This window comes from Sphingomonas sp. (assembly GCF_048595155.1).
Lineage (GTDB): Bacteria > Pseudomonadota > Alphaproteobacteria > Sphingomonadales > Sphingomonadaceae > Sphingomonas_I.
The window spans coordinates 1-16,490 of record NZ_JBMDXN010000043.1 but is presented as its reverse complement, the minus strand read 5'-3'; the positions used below and the strand labels follow the sequence as shown (position 1 = coordinate 16,490).

Sequence of the window (16,490 nt, the reverse complement as noted above, 5' to 3'; positions counted from 1 at the left end):
CGCCGACGCGTGCCGCGCCGGCCCCGGGCGAGGCGGCGGGCCCACGCCCGCGCCGCGGCCCGGTCAGGTGCGCGACGGCGAATGGATGGTCGGAATGGGTTGCGCGACCGGCACCTATCCTTATTATCGCATGCCCGGCGGCGCAGCGCGGATGACGCTGACCCGTGACGGCCATGTCGCCGTGTCGATCGCCGCCCACGAAATGGGGATGGGGACGGCGACTGCGCAGAGCCAGGTGATTGCGGAACGCCTCGGCGTGGGCATGGATCAGGTTACGTTCCGTTACGGCGACTCCGATCTGCCCGGGGTGGTCCTCGCGGGCGGATCGCAGCAGACCGCCGCGATCGGTGCGTCGGTGATTGCGGCGCATCGCGCGCTCGTCACTGAATTGCTGAAACTGGCCGGCAACGATTCCCCGCTTGCCGGGCTCAAGCCGGATGACGTCGGCGGCCACAACGCGGGTCTGTCCAAGCTCGATACGCCGGAGCTTTTCGAAAGCTATGCCTCCATCCTTGCGCGCGCGCAGCGCGACGAGGTGACGGTGGAAGCAAGCCCGCCGCCGCCGTTGGAGCTCATGCATTGGTCGATGCACTCGCACAGCGCGATCTTCTGCGAGGTGCGCGTCAACGCCATTACCGGCGAAACCCGCGTCAGCCGCTTACTGGGTTCGTTCGACTGCGGTCGCATCCTGAACGCGAAGACCGCCGCCAGCCAGTTCCGCGGCGGCATCATCATGGGCCTAGGCCTGGCCTTGATGGAGGAAACGTTGTTCGACGAGCGGACCGGTCGCATCGTCAATGCCAGCCTCGGCGAATATCATGTTCCGGTGCATCTCGACGTGCCGGAGATCGATGTCATCTGGACCGATATTCCCGATCCGCATGCGCCGATGGGCGCCCGTGGGGTAGGGGAGATCGGCATCACCGGCGTCGGCGCCGCCGTGGCGAACGCCGTCTACAATGCCACCGGCAAGCGCATCCGCGATCTGCCGATCACGCTCGACAAGCTGATGGGCTGATCGTAGCCCGGCGGGACATTGTTACAGGGGTCCCACCGATAATGCGTACCGCATGTGCCGCCGTTCTGATGGCCACCACGCTGCCCGCCCAGGCGGCCGCGCTTCACAAGTTCGAAGCGCTCGCGATCGCGCCGCGCGGCGATGTCGTCGCGTCGGTCGAAGGTAATGAGGATGGCAAGACGCGCTCCGCGATCGTGGTGCGTAACGTTGTGGATGGGCGGGTGGTCCGTCGCCTCGATCCCTGCGCCGCCTGCACCTATTCCGATCTGGCCTATGGACCCGACGGCACACTGGCCTTCCTCAGCCGCGATCGCAGCGCCGGTACGGTTTCGCTCGATCTTGCGGACCAGCGCGCGCGCCTACGCACGATCGCGACGATCCGCGGGATTGCGCAGGAGCCGCGCTTCTCGCCCGATGGCCGCCGGGTGGCGCTGCTAGTGACGCTGGACGCCGCCAAGGAAGCGGGCGCGACCCAGGCCGGCGCCCGTCAGGTGGGCGAGATCGGTGAGACCAGCGACGAACAGCGCCTCGCTATCTTCGATGTAGCTGCCAATATCCCCAGCGCCGCGATCCGCCCGGTCTCGCCGCAAGGTCGCTATATTTACGAATATGATTGGACGCCGGACGGGCGTGGCTTCGTTGCGACTACCGCGCTTGGCAATGGCGACAATAATTGGTGGGTCGTGACGATCGATGCGATCGACGCGACGACCGGTGCGGTCCGCCAGATCGCTAAGCCTGCCACCCAGGCCAATTTCCCGCGCGTGTCGCCCGATGGGCAGACCGTCGCCTATATCGGCGGGCTGATGAGCGATTTCGGCTCGGTCGGCGGCGATGTCTGGACAGTGCCGTTCGCCGGCGGCCAGCCGGTCAATACGACACCGGGCTATAAGGCCAGCGTCACCTCGCTGACATGGTTACCCGGCGGCCTGTACGGCACGATCCTGTCCGGTGCCAACCAGGCGATCGTGCGCTTCGGCTCGGCCAAGGGCGCGGGCGTGTTGTGGAGCGCGCCGATGAGCCTCGCTGCGGGCGACGGCCGCGTCGTCTTCAGCCGCGACGGTCGCGTCGCCGCCGCCGTTGCCCAGGATTTCGAGCGGGCCATGTCCATCTATGCCGGCCCGGTGCAGGCGCTGCGCCAGGTGACGCACGACAATGATGCACTTCCCGCCGCCGTAAGCGCGCGCAGCATCACCTGGACGAACGGTGGCTTCACCATCCAGGGCTGGCTGCTCACTCCGCGCAATGTCGATCCGACGGCGCGCGCGCCGATGATCGTCAGCGTGCACGGAGGGCCCGCCGCGGCCAGCACGCCCAACTATATCGGCGGCCAGAGCGTGTCCGCCGATCTCGCCAATGCCGGCTATTATATCTTCATGCCCAACCCGCGCGGCAGCTATGGCCAGGGCGAGGCGTTCACGCTCGCCAACCGCCGCGACTTCGGTGGCGGCGACCTGAAGGATATCCTTGCCGGCATCGACGCGGTCGAGAAGGTTGCGCCGGTTGACGAACATCGTCTCGGCCTGATCGGCGGCAGCTATGGCGGCTTCATGGCGATGTGGGCCAACACCCAGACGAACCGCTTCAAGGGCATCGTGGCCGCCGCGGGCTTGTCCAACTGGATCAGCTATTACGGCACGAACGGCATCGATCAGTGGATGCTGCCCTTCTTCGGCAAGTCGATGTACGACGATCCCAAGGTCTATTGGGACGCGTCCGCGATCAACTTCATCAAGCGCGCGCATACGCCCACCTTCATCTATGTCGGCGAACGCGACATCGAAGTGCCGCCGACCCAGTCGATCGAATATTGGCACGCGTTGAAGGAAATGGGCGTGCCGACCTCGCTGGTCATCTATGCCGACGAAGGCCATCGCATTCGCGACGCCGCCCACGCCGCCGACGTGCGCAAACGCACCATCGCCTGGTTCGACAAATATGTGAAAGCCGCCCAATAGCCGTCGCCTCCTTCACACCGACGTTCGTCCCGAGCGAGGTCGAAGGACGCATTGTCCGCGTGCATGCTACGTGCTTCGACTTCGCTCAGCACGAACGGGCACAGACGTGTCGCCGTTGACGACGCCTGCGTCCCCGGCCTAGCGTTGGCGAAAGCGCGCAAACATAATCGATTCAATCGGTTGCGCGGGGAGAGGATGATGAGTCTAAGCCGTCGCGACATGATGGTTGCGGGCGCCAGCGTTGCGCTGACCTGCTCGGTCGGTGCACTCGCTCAGGCGGATAAGGCCGTGCTGGGCCCTGCGGTGTTCGACTGGAATAGGCTGACCGCCGTCCCCACCGAGACGGGCTCGGTTCGTCAGGTCGTGCGGCAGCCCACCGCCACGCTGAACGAGCTGGAGATGCACATCACCACGCTTAATCCGGGCGTCGCCTCGCATCCGCCGCACACCCATCCCAACGAAGAATTGGTGATCATTCGCGAAGGGACGGTCGAGACGCTTTCGGGCGGCGTCTGGAAGCGGGTCGGGCCGGGATCGATCATCTTCAACGCGTCCAATGCGCCGCACGCGCTCCGCAACGTGGGCAGCGGCCCCGCCGTCTATCACGTCATCAACTGGACGAGCGCGACGACGCCCAAAAACTGAACCGCGCACACGCAAGCTGGAGAGCGTCATGGATCCGATCGATCGCCGCCTCATGATCACCGGCGCGGGTCTTGCCGGCCTCGCCACCACCTTCGGCGGTGATCTGCTGGCGCAGACGACCGCGCAGGGCAATGGCGTCTCGGCGGAGGCCGCTCCCGCCGGCCCGGTCGCGCAGGCCAAATATCGGGTGCCGTTCGCGGTCATTGGGCTCGATCATGCCCACATCTATTCGATGACCGATGCCGTGATCCGCGGTGGCGGCATACTCACCGGTTTCTACGCTGCCGATCCGGCGCAGATCGCAACTTTCCGCAAGCGTTACGGCGATATCACGCTGGCCCGCGGCGAAGACGAGATCCTGCAGGACAAGCGGATCAAGCTGGTCGCCAGCGCCTCCATCCCCGATCTGCGCGCGCCGCTGGGCATCCGGGTCATGCGTGCGGGCAAGGATTATCTCAGCGATAAGCCGGCCATCACCACGCTCGCACAGCTTGCCGACGTTCGCCGCGCGATCCGCGAGACCGGGCGCAAGTTCGCGATCATGTATTCCGAACGGCTGGAAGTGCCGGTAGCGGTGATGGCCGGCCAGCTTGTCGATCAGGGGGCGATCGGCAAGGTCGTCCAGACGATCAACATCGCGCCCCACCGCATCAGCGCGCCGACGCGGCCCGCCTGGTTCTGGGACAAGGCGCGCTATGGCGGCATCCTGACCGATATCGGCAGCCATCAGGCGGAACAGTTCGTCTATTTTACCCGGTCGACCAAAGCGCATGTCGTCGCGGCCCAGACCGGCAATCTCGCGCATCCCGATCATCCCGGCTTCGAGGATTTCGGCGACATGACGATGACCGGCAATGGCGGCACCGGCTATGTCCGGGTCGATTGGTTCACGCCGGATGGGCTGCCGACCTGGGGCGATGGGCGCCTCTTCCTGCTCGGCACGGAAGGCTATATCGAGCTGCGGAAATATATCGATATCGCCGGTCGCCGGGGCAGCAACCACCTGTTCGTCGCGGACAAGAAAGGCGTGCGCTACCTCGATTGCAAGGACGTGTTCCTGCCCTTCGGTCCGCAATTCGTGACCGACATCGTCGAGCGGACCTCGACCGCGCAGGATCAGGCCGGCGCGCTGCTCGCGGCCGAACTGGTGCTGACCGCGCAGAAGAACGCCACCCGGCCGATCGCGGCCTGAAGGGAGAGGATCATGACCCAGCCCATCTCACGTCGCGGCCTGATCAAGACGGGCGCCGCCGCCGCGATCGGCTTCCCGGCCATCCTGCCATCCAGCGTGTTCGGCGCGACCGCGCCCAGCAACCGATTGAATATCGGCGCGATCGGGGTCGGGCGGATCGCCCGCATCCATGACATGCCGGAAGTGTGGAAGAATGACGATGCTCACATCGTCGCGGTGTGCGATCTCGATACCAAACGGCTCGCACTCGGCCAGCAGCTGGTCGACGAGGCCTATGCCAAGAAAAGCGGCAAGCCTTACAAGGGCACGCGCGGCTATGCCGATTACCATCAGCTGCTTGCCGACAAGGATATAGATGGCGTCCTGATTTCCACGCCCGATCATCAACACGCAATCCCGGCGGTGCATGCGGTCCAGGCGGGCAAGCACGTCTACCTGCAAAAACCCGCCTCGATCACCATCGCGGAGGGCCGGGCGATGGCAGACGCCGTCGCCAAGTCGGGGCGCATCCTCCAGATCGGCTCCCAGCAGCGCAGCCTCGATCCCTGGCCGCAATTCCACCGCGCTTGTGAGCTCGTCCGCAACGGTCGGATCGGTGCGGTGCGCCATGTCGAGATCGGCCTGCCCGGCGACCCCTCCGGCCCAGACGCCGCGCCAATGCCGATCCCCGCCAACCTGAATTATGATGCCTGGCTCGGTTCGACGCCGGAGGTCTATTATACCGAGATCCGGGTTCACCCGCAGGACTCGTTCGATCGCCCGGGCTGGCTACGGCTCGAACAATTCGGTGCGGGGATGATCACCGGGTGGGGCGCGCACCATGTCGACATCGCCCATTGGGGCATGGACATGGAGCATTCGGGCCCGGTCGAAGTGTGGGGTCGTGCCGAATTCCCGAAGAGCGGCCTGTGGAACGTGCATGGCCCGTTCGAGACGCGTGCCCGCTACGCCAATGGCGTCACCATGACGATCTCCGGCGCCTTGCCCAACGGCATCAAGTTCATCGGCAGCGAGGGGTCGATCTTCGTCACCCGCAGCGGCCCGGTCACCGCGAGCGATCCGTCAGGCCCGAAGGTGGCGCCGCTGGTCGCGAGCAATCCCAAGATCCTCGACAGCGTGATCGGGCCCAACGAAGTTCATCTCTATCGAAGCCCGGAACAGCATCGCAATTGGCTGGATTCGATGCGGACCGGCCAGCCCAACATTTCGCCCGCCGAACTGGGCCACCGCGCCTGCTCGACCTGCCTGGTCCATTCGATCGCGATGCACCTGCCGGATCAGCATCTGCGCTGGGATCCGAAGGCCGAACGCTTCCTCGGCAATGACGACGCCAATGCCCGTCTCAGCCGGACGATGCGCAAACCCTATATGATCTAAGGGCGCGCCACCGGTGGGATCCGGCTTTCCACCAGTTCATGGGTCTTGCGTTCGATCGACCACAGGCTGCGCTTGGCGGCGGGGTCCCAGCCGATCGCCTGGCCGCCCGTCGGCGTGGCGATCGTCGTCACCAGCTCGAGCGTGCCGCCGCCCTTTGGCACGCGCAACGCATAGAGTTCTGGCCGGTCATGCCCCGTCACGTAGAGCAGCCCGTCCTTGCCCCAGCTGCCGCCGGACGCGCTTTTCGGCGACATCCGCGCCAGCACGTCCGCCGGGAAATACCATCGCGCCTTGGGTCGCCACTGCCCGTCATATCGAACCAGCGTGGTGAAGCGATGATCACGGCCGGGTTCGCCGCCGCGTCCGTCATAATTGGCAAAGCAGGCCCACCAACTGCCGCCATGCCGCACGACCCAGGTCAGCGATCCATAATCCGGCCCCAGCGGCTGGGCGGCGATGTGGCGCATGCTGTTCGTGTCGATCCGCTCGATCATGCTTTGCATCGGCACGTCGGGATAGTTGGATGCGGCGCAGATCAAGGTGGATCGGCGGATGATACAGCTGTTGATATGTTTGAAGTGGGCCGCGTCCCCCTCCCAGCGCGCGACTTGCTGGCCGGTGCTCTTGTCGATCTTGGCAATCGCGCGATTGTCGATCGCATAGACATAGCGGCGATCGGCGGCGACGCCCTGGCCCGCATCCGGCGCGGGCAGGCGGCGCAGCTCCACCGCCTGCATCGGCGTCGCGACGGCCAGCAGGATCGAGAGGCCCAGCATCAGAATTTCACCGACGCGCCGACATAGAAAGTCCGCCCGTAGCGTTCGTTCTGGATCACCCAGTCGCGATTGCCATTCTGATATTGCCGCGTCGGCTCGTCGGTCAAATTCTGGCCCTCGACGAACAGCGTGACGTTGCGCAGCAGCGCCAGACTGGCCTTGGCATCCAGCCGCCGCAGATCGTCATTATATTGGTCATTATAGGCCGGCGACCCGATCGCCAGCAGCGCATGGCCGGTATTGTGGTAGGCGATCGACGCTTCCACCGCGCCCTTCTGATAAAACAGCTCCGCGCCGTAGAGATATTTGGACTGGTTGGGGAAGGTGGACGCCCGCCCGTCCGGCAGCGTCAGGCTCGATTGCGTCCACGTGCCGGTCAGCTGCACGCCCAGGCCCGACAGCAGCCCCGGCAAGAAGCTGAACTGCTGCTGATATTGCGCCTCGACGCCGACGATGTCGCCGCTGTCCGCGTTGAAGGGTTGGGTGATGTTCAGCACCGAATAGGAGACGCCGTTATACACAATATTCCGCAGCACCGTGACTTGGCTGAAGATCGGATTGGCGATTTTCTTGTAAAAGACGCCCGCGCTCAGGATGCCGCCGGGCACGAAATACCATTCCGCCGTCGCGTCCAGATTGTCGGCGCGATAGGGTTTCAGCTCGGGATTGCCGAGCGAGACGGCCGCATTGGCGGAATCGATCGAGCCGCCGGGCGATAGATTGCTATATTCCGGACGGCCCAGGCTGCGCGAATAAGCCAGTCGGAACACCGTATTGGCCGATGGCGTCAGCTTCAGCACGATCGAGGGCAGCCAATCGCCATAGCTGTTGTCGCGTGACAGCGCGGCGACGTTGGTCGTGCCGGTCTGCAGCTGATAGCCGGTCACCGCGATCTTAGTGTGCTCGTAGCGCAGGCCCGGCGCCACCGTCAGCGCCCCGAACTTCAGGTTGGCCATGACATAGGCCGCGCCCACTTTCTCCTTCAGCGCAAAGTCTGCGACCGCGGAATTGGTCAGCGTCGTCGCCGCATCCAGCGGCATCAGCGCGCCCCCCAGATTTTGGTCGGTAAACGCCTTGAGCGCGTCGATATTGAAGGTCGGCCCATTGGCATAACATTGCCCGGTATCGGCGCTGTTGGGCTTCACGCAGATGGTCGGCCCGTCCAGCCCGAACTGGCCGAGCGTGAAGCGGTTCGGGGCGGCCGCGCGCGCATAGGTCGGCTGCTCCTGATCGAAGTCGCGATCGGTGTCGCGATATTTGCCGCCGAACTTCAGGACGCTGCCGCCGCCCAGATCATAGGTGCCGTCGATCTTGCCCTGCCAGATCCGCTCGGTGCTGACCTGGTGGAAGGCCTGATATTGCCGGAACTGCATCTGGTTGGCGGCGCATTCGGTCGCCGGCGCAGCCGAGTAGATCTTGTCGCTGAAATCGAAATTGACCGTGCCGGGATTGCAGCGGAACTGCCACAGCGGATAGCGATCGAGCGTGCGGTTGCGGCTATAGGCGCCGGTATAATCCAGCGTGAGCGCGCCCAGCTTGGTGGAGCCGCCGGCCATCCCCGTCGCCAGATATTTGGACTTATAGTCCAGCCGCAAATCCTCGCGCCGTTCGGCGGCGGTACCGGTGACGGTACCGGTCAGACCATCCGGGTTTAGCTGGAAGGCCGGCGTCCCGACGATCGCCGCCGTCGCAAAGTCCAGCCGGTAGCGCGGCCGGATCTCATCTTCCGTGAACTTGGAATAGACGCCGCGGATGAAGAAGGTCTGCGTGTCGCTAGGATGCCAGTCGAGCAATCCGGTCGCGCCGATCCGTTTCCGGTCGAGCGAATATTCGGTATATTTGATGTTGTCCGGCACACCGCCGCGCGCGAAGCGTGGGTCCGGCCGCCAATTGTCCGGATAAAAGCCCTCGCTCAGGAAATCGCGGTTGGAATAGCTTCCACCCAGCGTGATGCCGAACTGCTCGTCCGCGCCGAGCCGCGTGGCGATGCTGATGTCGCCCTGCACCGGCACCTTGTCGTTCAATTGCTGCTTGCCGGCTTTGCCGCTGGCGGCAAGCGAGAAGCTATCCTTGAAGTCAAACGCGGTCTGCGTGACCAGGTTGACCACGCCGCCAATGCCCTGGCCGTCCATGTCGGCCGTCTTGACCTTCGCGATCTCCACCCGGTTCAGCAATTGCCCGGACACGATGTCCAGCGGCAGCGATCGGGTCGTCCCGTCCGGATTACCGATCTCGATCCCGTTCAGCGTATAATTGTTGAGGTTGGACGGCACGCCCCGAATTGAGACATAGCGGCCCTCACCCTGATCATAGGTCACGCCGACGCCGGGCAGATGCTCGATCACCTCGGCGACGTTGCGATCCGGCAGGCGTCCGATCTCGTCCGCGGCGGCAACGTCCAGCACCCCCAGCGCATCGCGCTTGGCGCTGATCGCGCGCTGCTGACTGGCGCGCTGGCCGGTCACGACGACTTCAGTGTCGCCACCGTCGGCCGGCGGCATGGTTTGCGCATAAGCGCTTGTGGCCACGGCCGATAAGGCCGCGGTGGCGAGCAGACGATAACGCATATGACAAACCCCTTCGCGGGGTCCGCTAACCGTTGATTATGACAGGGATGTTCCAAAGCCGGGCCGGATTGGTACCTCCCGTGCCCGCTCTGTGACTGTGCGGACACGCTTTCGCTATCGCAGGCGCCTTGTCACATCTCTGTCGCATACTCGTCATCCGTCTGACGCCGATCCTTCCTAGCCGGGCGCCTTCACCACAGGGGGGTCCGATGAATAACAGGCGTTCGCGCACGGCTTTGACGCGTGCCTTCAATGGCGTTGCCGTCGCTGCCTTGTTCGCCGCGCCTGCCGCTGCGGCCGACATTCGCGGCCGCGTGGTGGAAAAGGACAAGGGCGTCGCGCTTCCCGGCGCGACCGTCACCGTGCAGGGCACCAATCTGTCGGCGACGGCCGGGCGCGATGGCAGCTTCGCGATCAATGGCGCGCCCGACGGCCCGCAGACGCTGGTGGTCGATTATATCGGCTATGGCGAAGCGCTCCAGCCAGTGACCGGCAGCGATCAGCCGGTCGAGATCGCCTTGTCCAGCAGCGTGGACGGCAACGAAGTGGTGGTGACCGGCACCCGGCTCGCCGAGCGCCGCGCGCTGCAGACCAAGAAGGCGGCCGACAATCTGGTCGAGGCGCTTTACGCAAACGATGTCGGCAAATTGCCCGATCAGAATGTGGCGGAAGCGATCCGCCGTCTGCCCGGCCTGTCCGTCGCCAACGATCAGGGCGAGGGCCGCTACGTCATCATTCGCGGCGTGAACCCCAATCTCGTCAACGTCCTGCTCAACGGCCAGACCCTGCCGGCGCCGGAGCCGGATGGGCGCCAGGTGAAGCTTGACGATATCCCGTCGGCGATGATCAGCGCGGTGATCGTCACCAAATCGCTGACGCCGGATCAGGATGCCAACGCCATCGGTGGCGAGGTCAATATCCGCACCCTGTCGGCCTTCGATCGCAACAAGAGCTTCTTCGCCGATGCGCGCGGCGCCTATGGCCGCTATGCGCTCAACCACAAGAATCCGTGGGAGGCCGATGGCCAGATTGGCGGGATTTTCGCCGACGGCAAATTGGGCGCGGTCCTGTCCTTCAACTATTCGCGCCGGCCGATCGAATCGGAGAATTTCCAGGGCTCGACCAACTTCCTCGCCAATGGCGGCCCCGATCAGTTTGGCCTGCGCGACTATAATCTTGTGCGAACCCGCCTCGGCGCGGTCGCCAATTTCGATTTCCGGCCGAGCGACGCGGTCAAATTGTTCATCCGCAGCAGCTATTCCCGGTTCGTCGACAATGAACGGCGCGATCAGAACCGCGTCGACCAGATCGTCTATAACGATGCGGCCGGCACCTATTCCGGCCGGGGCAGCATCCTGATCCGTCGGCGCGAGGAAAAGGATAATACCAAGTCCGGCGAACTGGGCGGCGAGTTCGATCTCGGCGCCGCCGGCCAGCTGGCGCTGGCGGGCACCTATACCCGCGCGATCAAGAATGATCCGCTGCGCAGCGAGTATAATTTCCGCGCCGGCAGCAACTCCGTGAGCGGTACGTTCGACCTGGATCAGTCTCCCTACGGCTTCGCCTTCAGCGCACCGTTCGACCCCAGCAAATTCCCGCTCAACAGCGTCAATTATGATCGTCGCCACGCCCAGGAAGATCTGTGGCAGCTGCGCGGCGATTATACCTTGCCGGTCGCGATCGGCGAGGGTTCGACGTTCAAGGTCGGAGCCAAATATCTCAACCGGCACAAGACCAATGATCGCGACTATCTGCAATATGGCCGCGGAACGACCTTCAACGCGTCCAGCGCGACCTATAATGATAATCCCAATTTCTATGATGGCCGCTACACGTTCGGCCCGCGCATCGATTATGATGCCGCCCAGGCTTATGCCGCCGCCAATCCCGGTGCGCTGATCCAGAGCACGTCCAACATCAACAGCTCGCGCAACAATAGCCAGGTCAACGACTATGACGTGCGCGAGAAGATCAGCTCGGCTTATGCCATGGCCACGCTCACCTTCGGCAAGCTGACGATCGTGCCCGGCCTGCGCGTCGAACATACCCAGGATTCACAGAAGGCGAAGCTGCTCGCCACCGGCGCGACCGCACCCGTCGATCAGGATTTCAACAGCTTCAACAGCCAGTCCTATACGGATTGGTTTCCAGGCGTGAACGCGCACTTCAACGTCACCCGGGATTTCGTTCTGCGCGGTGCGGTCACCACCGCGATCGGCCGTCCCAATTACCCGGATCTCGCGCCCTACGTTTCGGTCGACACCACCAGTTCCCCGACCACCATCACGCTAGGCAACCCTTCGCTGCAGCGCTACAAGGCGGTCAATCTGGATGCGGCGGCGGAATATTATCTGCCGAGCCAGGGCCTGCTCTCGGTCGGCCTGTTCTACAAGCATATCGACAACCCGATCTACACGCAGAGCCTGCTCGGCCAGAGCGGCAATTTCGGCGGGCAGGATTTCACCAACGTCTCCGTCACCCGCGCGATCAACGCCGGCAGCGCGGTGGTGAAGGGAATCGAGGTGAACGCCCAGGTCCAGTTCACCTTCCTGCCCGGTTTCCTCAACGGGTTCGGTGCGTCCGCCAATTACAGCCGCATCTCGGGCCACGCGTCGGATCTGCCCGGCCGGATCGGGCGTGTGCCCTTGTTCCTGCAGTCCAAGAATGTCGGCACGCTGCAGCTTTTCTACGAGAAATATGGCTTTGCCGCCCGCGTCGCTTATTCCTTCCGCTCGTCCTACGTCGACACGCTTGGGACGACGGCTGCGACCGATCAATATACGGGTTATAATGGCCAGCTGGACGTGCATGCGAGCTATCAGATCAGCAAGCAGCTGACCGTGTTCGCCGACGGCACCAACCTCAACGATGCGGCATGGCGCCGCTACATGGGCGTCAAGAGCCAGCTGGTGGAGCGGGAGCGCTATGATTATTCGATCCGGGGCGGCATCCAACTGCATTTCTAGTCGCAGGAGCAACGCAGCGGTGATGCGCCTTCGCACTCTCGTCCAGCGCGCCCTCGGCGCGACACTGCTGCTTGCGGCGGCCTCCGCCGCGCAGGCCGAACGCGGCCTGACGCTGGAGCGCGTGATCGTGGTGATGCGCCACGGCGTCCGGCCGCCCACCAAGGCGCCCGCCATGCCCGCCGGTATCGCCGCCGATCCATGGCCGCAGTGGCAGGTCGCACCCGGCTACCTCACCGCCCATGGTGCGCGCGCCGTTGTCCTGATGGGGCGGGCGGATCGCGGCTGGATGTCGAGGAAGGGGCTGATCCCCCATAAGGGCTGCCCGGCCAATATCCGCCTCACCTCCGACAGCGATCAGCGGACGATCGCGACTGGGGATGCCTATCTGCAGGGGCTCGCGCCCGGCTGCGCCATCGTCAATCATCACCGGCCACAGGGGGAGGACGATCCGCTGTTCCGCGCCGCCGGCGAGAATGGCGCCCCCTTCGATCCTGCCCGCGCCAACGCCGCGGTCACCCAGGCGCTGGGGGCGGGCGGCACCCCCGTGGTCGAGGCCGGGCAGCGCGCCAATCTGACCCGGCTGGATCGCATCCTGTGCGGCGGACAAAGTAGCGGCTGCGGTGTCTCGCGTGAGCCAACCCGCATCGTGCCCGCAAGCGCCACCAGGCGGCCCAAGCTGGAAGGCGCGCTCGATCGCGCCTCCACCGCCGCCCAGATCCTGCTGCTCGAATATGCCGACGGTAAGAGCATGGATCAGGTCGGCTGGGGACGCGCAACCGCGGCCGACATCACCGCGCTCAGTGCCTTTCACAGCCTGGAATTCCAGTTGCTGGCACGGCCGCCTTACCTTGCTGCGGCCAATGCGGCGCCGCTCGCCCGCACGATAGCAGACGCGCTGCGCGACACCGCACCAGCGGCGCCGCGGATCGTCGCGCTGATCGGGCATGACACCAACGTCGCCAGTCTCGGCGGGATGCTTGGCCTCCACTGGCACGTCCCCGGCTTTGCCGCCGACGATCCGTCGCCTGGTGGCGCGATCATGCTCGAAGTGCTGCGCGCGCGGGGCGGCCGCCGCTATGTCCGCGTGTCCTACCGCAGCCAGTCACTGGAACAGATCCGCACGCTCAGCCCCAGGCCGCCCCATCGCGAGGTCCTGTCTATCGCCGGATGCCCGTCGCTATGCCCCCTCGACCGCGTTCTTCAGGCGCTTACGCGGATCGGCTGAGCGGTAACGCATAAGCAGCCCGTCGGGGCTGGGGGTGACCGGGGCTGTGCAATCCCCTACGACGGTCGCAGTGAGGGGAAGATCGATCAGAGCTGCGGCGCATTGGCGTCGCTGGGCCGAGCGGCTCCCGATGGCGCGCGACCGGCCGCTTCTGGGGTTGGCGGCGACGATCGTCATCGTGGCGATAGCGTGGGTCGTTCGAACCATTGCCAGCCCGTCGCTGCCGCCGGGGTTTCCCTACGTCACCTTCTTCCCCGCGGTGATCATCACGTCATTCCTGTTCGGGATACGGCTCGGTACCGTCGCCGCAGCAGCCTGCGGCTTGCTCGCCTGGTACTTCTTCATTCCGCCGTACCACAGCTTTGCGCTCTCTGGCGCGACTGGCTTTGCGCTGGCTTTCTATCTGTTCGTGGTCGCGACCGATCTGGCGCTGGTCCACTGGATGCAGACGGCGAACGGCCAATTGGCGCGGGAGCGGGAGCTCAGCCAATCGCTCGCGGCGACGCGCGAGCTGCTGTTCCGGGAGCTGCAACATCGCATCTCAAACAACCTGCAGGTCGCGGCGGGTTTGCTGACAATGCAGAAGCGGCGGCTGACGGACCCGACCGCTCGCGCGGCGCTGGACGAAGCCTCCAACCGCATCGCGTTGGTGGGCCGGATCAGCCGCCAGCTCTACGATCCGTCCGGCTCCGCGCAGCCGCTTCTTCCCTTCCTGGAATCCTTGTGCCGCGATGTGGTCGAGGCGAGTGGCCGCAGGGATCTTGGGCTTCGCCTGGCGGGTAACGATCGGCTGCTGCTGCAGCCGGACGCGGCCGTGCCGACGGCGTTGATCGTAGCGGAGGCGGTCGCCAACGCGATCGAACATGGGTTCGCCGACGGGCGGAGCGGCCAGATCGTCGTCACGGTCACGGGCGATGACCAGACCGGCCTCAGCGTGACGATCGATGATGACGGCCACGGTTTGCCAGAGGGCTTTGAGGCGACGCAGGGCACCAGCCTGGGTCTCCAGATCGCGACTAATCTCGCCAAGGGGCAGGGCGGCCGCTTCGAACTGGAATGTCGGGATGGCACACGCGCGGCGCTGCGCCTCCCACCCCATCTGCTGGAAACGGCATCGGACGAGCCGGATGGGAAGCCGCCTGGCGCCGCTCCCGCGCCGCCGATCGTAGCAGAGGCTTAGCCGGCGCTAGCTTCGCTCAACGGTAAACGCTCAAGCGCCACGGACGCTCAGCCCGTGCTTCTGACCAGTTCGACGATTTCGAAGCGGTGCGATGTCCAGCCACGCGCCGCTGCCGCATCATCCGCAGCGCCGCGCTTGCGCCGGGCATCGGCCAGCGATTTGGTGTGGCCCCAGAACACTTCGGTCCTGCCGCCCGGCAGCTCCGCCACGATCCGCCAATAATGGGTGAAGTCGGTCGCGGTCGGCCCGATCGTCTTCACATAACCGTCGGGCAGGGTGGCGGTCAGATAATATTTCTTCTTCGCCATCGGTGGACGGATCAGGGCGCGAGGCGGCCGTCGGTGATCGCTTCGGGCGCGAAGGCGAACAGGATTTCCGGATCGGGCTGATCGACCTTGGCGGCGATCTCGGCCGGGGCGACGCGCTGGATCAGATGGCGGATGATGGCGAGCCGGGCGGGCTTCTTGTGATCCGCACGCACGCAATGCCAGGGCCCCAGCGGGGTGTGCGTGCGCGCCAGCATCGTATCGCGTGCGGCCGAATAGTCTTTCCACTTCTTTTGCGCGACGGCGTCCAGGTCCGATACTTTGAGCGCCTTCAGCGGATCGGTGCGGCGTGCATCCAGCCGTTCGGCCTGCTCCTTCTTGGAGATATCAAGCCACAGCTTGACCAGGGTGATCCCGCTTTCGACCAGCATCCGTTCGAAATCGGGCGCGTCGCGCAGGAATTCGGCCTGCTGTGCGGGGGTGGAAAAGCCCATCACCGTCTCCACCCCGGCGCGATTGTACCAGGAGCGGTTGAAGATCACGAGCTCGCCCGCCGCCGGCAGGTGCGCGGCATAGCGCTGAAAATACCATTGCGACGTCTCGCGATCGGACGGCTTGGGCAGGGCGACGACGCGCGTGTTGCGTGGGCTTAGATGTTCGATGATCCGCTTGATGCTGCCATCCTTGCCGGCCCCGTCGCGCCCTTCCATCACCAGCACGGTACGGGCGCCGCTCGCCATCAGCGCCTGCTGGGTGCGCACGAGGGCGCACTGCAGGGCGATCAGATCTTCCTGATAATGTTTCATGGGCACCAGGGTTGGTCCCGCGTCGCGGCGCTGTCAAACCGTTCGGCGCTGAGATGACAGGCCGGGGCGACGTGGCCTGTCCGCGGGATGGATCCCATCCTGCACTGGAAGGACGGGGGCGGGGCGAGGCGAAGTGAGCGGGGTAAGCGCCCGTTGATGATAACTGCCCTGTCATGCTGAACTTGTGTCAGCAGCATCTATTTTGCCACGGTGAGTCTTGCTGGTGGGTTGATGGATGCTGAAACGAGTTCAGCATGAAGGGAATTTTTGGCGCCGTTCGTCCTGAGCGTGTCGAGGGACGGTTCTTTCTTATGGGCAGAGAGAAGGCGGTGCTTCGACAAGATCAGCACGAAGGGGACTGGGAATATAGGCACGCGCAATGGGCTGCGGGTGCGCGGAGGCGGGGCTTGGTGGGCAAGCGTTCGATCGGCGCGGGTCCGCCACCTGCTCGGGTGGTGGGAGGGCAGGCAGTCTTGGCCTGGGTTCGGATCGCTCCGGACGGCGCCGCCCGCCA

12 protein-coding genes are annotated in these 16,490 nt (G+C 64.9%); 8 read left to right on the top strand and 4 right to left on the bottom strand.

Annotated elements, in window-relative coordinates:
* The 5 genes from ACOJSI_RS06910 to ACOJSI_RS06890 all read left to right on the top strand — a co-directional run.
* On the top strand, nt 1-1,018 hold a 1,018-nt coding region (locus ACOJSI_RS06910), incomplete at its 5' end, for a xanthine dehydrogenase family protein molybdopterin-binding subunit (protein WP_420137529.1).
* Nucleotides 1,019-1,059: 41 nt separating this feature from the next.
* Nucleotides 1,060-2,976 carry a S9 family peptidase gene (locus ACOJSI_RS06905; RefSeq protein ID WP_420137528.1) on the top strand — a complete coding sequence of 639 codons (1,917 nt, stop codon included), beginning with the start codon at nt 1,060-1,062 and terminating at the stop codon, nt 2,974-2,976.
* Between the two features lie 198 nt (nt 2,977-3,174).
* Nucleotides 3,175-3,621 carry a cupin domain-containing protein gene (locus tag ACOJSI_RS06900; protein ID WP_420137527.1) on the top strand — a complete coding sequence of 149 codons (447 nt, stop codon included), beginning with the start codon at nt 3,175-3,177 and terminating at the stop codon, nt 3,619-3,621.
* A gap of 28 nt (nt 3,622-3,649) precedes the next feature.
* Entirely contained in the window at nt 3,650-4,813 is a 1,164-nt protein-coding gene (locus ACOJSI_RS06895; protein ID WP_420137526.1) for a Gfo/Idh/MocA family protein, read from the top strand.
* A 12-nt stretch (nt 4,814-4,825) separates the two neighbouring features.
* The gene (locus ACOJSI_RS06890; RefSeq protein WP_420137525.1) at nt 4,826-6,190 is read left to right on the top strand and encodes a Gfo/Idh/MocA family protein; all 1,365 of its coding nucleotides are present in this window, start codon (nt 4,826-4,828) and stop codon (nt 6,188-6,190) included.
* Here ACOJSI_RS06890 and ACOJSI_RS06885 read toward each other — a convergent pair.
* A complete protein-coding gene (locus ACOJSI_RS06885; RefSeq protein WP_420137524.1) occupies nt 6,187-6,966 on the bottom strand; it encodes a hypothetical protein in 780 nt (259 codons plus the stop codon). The genes ACOJSI_RS06890 and ACOJSI_RS06885 overlap by 4 nt on opposite strands.
* The gene (locus ACOJSI_RS06880) at nt 6,966-9,533 is read right to left on the bottom strand and encodes a TonB-dependent receptor (RefSeq protein WP_420137523.1); all 2,568 of its coding nucleotides are present in this window, start codon (nt 9,531-9,533) and stop codon (nt 6,966-6,968) included. Before ACOJSI_RS06880 ends, ACOJSI_RS06885 begins: the two co-directional genes overlap by 1 nt.
* A gap of 209 nt (nt 9,534-9,742) precedes the next feature.
* Here ACOJSI_RS06880 and ACOJSI_RS06875 point away from each other — a divergent pair, with 209 nt between their 5' ends.
* The 3 genes from ACOJSI_RS06875 (at nt 9,743) to ACOJSI_RS06865 (ending at nt 14,904) form a co-directional block, all read left to right on the top strand.
* Nucleotides 9,743-12,499, top strand: a complete 2,757-nt coding sequence (locus ACOJSI_RS06875) for a TonB-dependent receptor (RefSeq protein WP_420137522.1) — start codon at nt 9,743-9,745, stop codon at nt 12,497-12,499.
* A 22-nt stretch (nt 12,500-12,521) separates the two neighbouring features.
* Nucleotides 12,522-13,724 (top strand): histidine-type phosphatase, encoded by a 1,203-nt coding sequence (locus tag ACOJSI_RS06870; protein ID WP_420137521.1) that lies wholly within the window; start codon nt 12,522-12,524, stop codon nt 13,722-13,724.
* Between the two features lie 130 nt (nt 13,725-13,854).
* Nucleotides 13,855-14,904: a sensor histidine kinase gene (locus ACOJSI_RS06865; protein WP_420137520.1), complete on the top strand. Its 1,050-nt coding sequence runs from the start codon at nt 13,855-13,857 to the stop codon at nt 14,902-14,904.
* Nucleotides 14,905-14,951: 47 nt separating this feature from the next.
* On the opposite strand, the gene ACOJSI_RS06860 is transcribed toward ACOJSI_RS06865, so the two are convergent.
* Both ACOJSI_RS06860 and ppk2 read right to left on the bottom strand, forming a co-directional pair.
* A complete protein-coding gene (locus tag ACOJSI_RS06860; protein WP_420137519.1) occupies nt 14,952-15,212 on the bottom strand; it encodes a hypothetical protein in 261 nt (86 codons plus the stop codon).
* A gap of 11 nt (nt 15,213-15,223) precedes the next feature.
* Complete coding sequence (ppk2, locus tag ACOJSI_RS06855) at nt 15,224-15,976, bottom strand: polyphosphate kinase 2 (protein ID WP_420137530.1); 753 nt, start codon at nt 15,974-15,976, stop codon at nt 15,224-15,226.
* Nucleotides 15,977-16,490: the final 514 nt, after the last annotated feature.

Coding starts and splice junctions, on each gene's coding strand:
- ACOJSI_RS06900 (WP_420137527.1), top strand. CDS start 3,175: ATGAGTCTAAGCCGTCGCGACATGATGGTTGCGGGCGCCAGCGTTGCG.
- ACOJSI_RS06905 (WP_420137528.1), top strand. CDS start 1,060: ATGCGTACCGCATGTGCCGCCGTTCTGATGGCCACCACGCTGCCCGCC.
- ppk2 (WP_420137530.1), bottom strand. CDS start 15,976: ATGAAACATTATCAGGAAGATCTGATCGCCCTGCAGTGCGCCCTCGTG.
- ACOJSI_RS06890 (WP_420137525.1), top strand. CDS start 4,826: ATGACCCAGCCCATCTCACGTCGCGGCCTGATCAAGACGGGCGCCGCC.
- ACOJSI_RS06875 (WP_420137522.1), top strand. CDS start 9,743: ATGAATAACAGGCGTTCGCGCACGGCTTTGACGCGTGCCTTCAATGGC.
- ACOJSI_RS06860 (WP_420137519.1), bottom strand. CDS start 15,212: ATGGCGAAGAAGAAATATTATCTGACCGCCACCCTGCCCGACGGTTAT.
- ACOJSI_RS06880 (WP_420137523.1), bottom strand. CDS start 9,533: ATGCGTTATCGTCTGCTCGCCACCGCGGCCTTATCGGCCGTGGCCACA.
- ACOJSI_RS06865 (WP_420137520.1), top strand. CDS start 13,855: ATGGCGCGCGACCGGCCGCTTCTGGGGTTGGCGGCGACGATCGTCATC.
- ACOJSI_RS06870 (WP_420137521.1), top strand. CDS start 12,522: ATGCGCCTTCGCACTCTCGTCCAGCGCGCCCTCGGCGCGACACTGCTG.
- ACOJSI_RS06885 (WP_420137524.1), bottom strand. CDS start 6,966: ATGCTGGGCCTCTCGATCCTGCTGGCCGTCGCGACGCCGATGCAGGCG.
- ACOJSI_RS06895 (WP_420137526.1), top strand. CDS start 3,650: ATGGATCCGATCGATCGCCGCCTCATGATCACCGGCGCGGGTCTTGCC.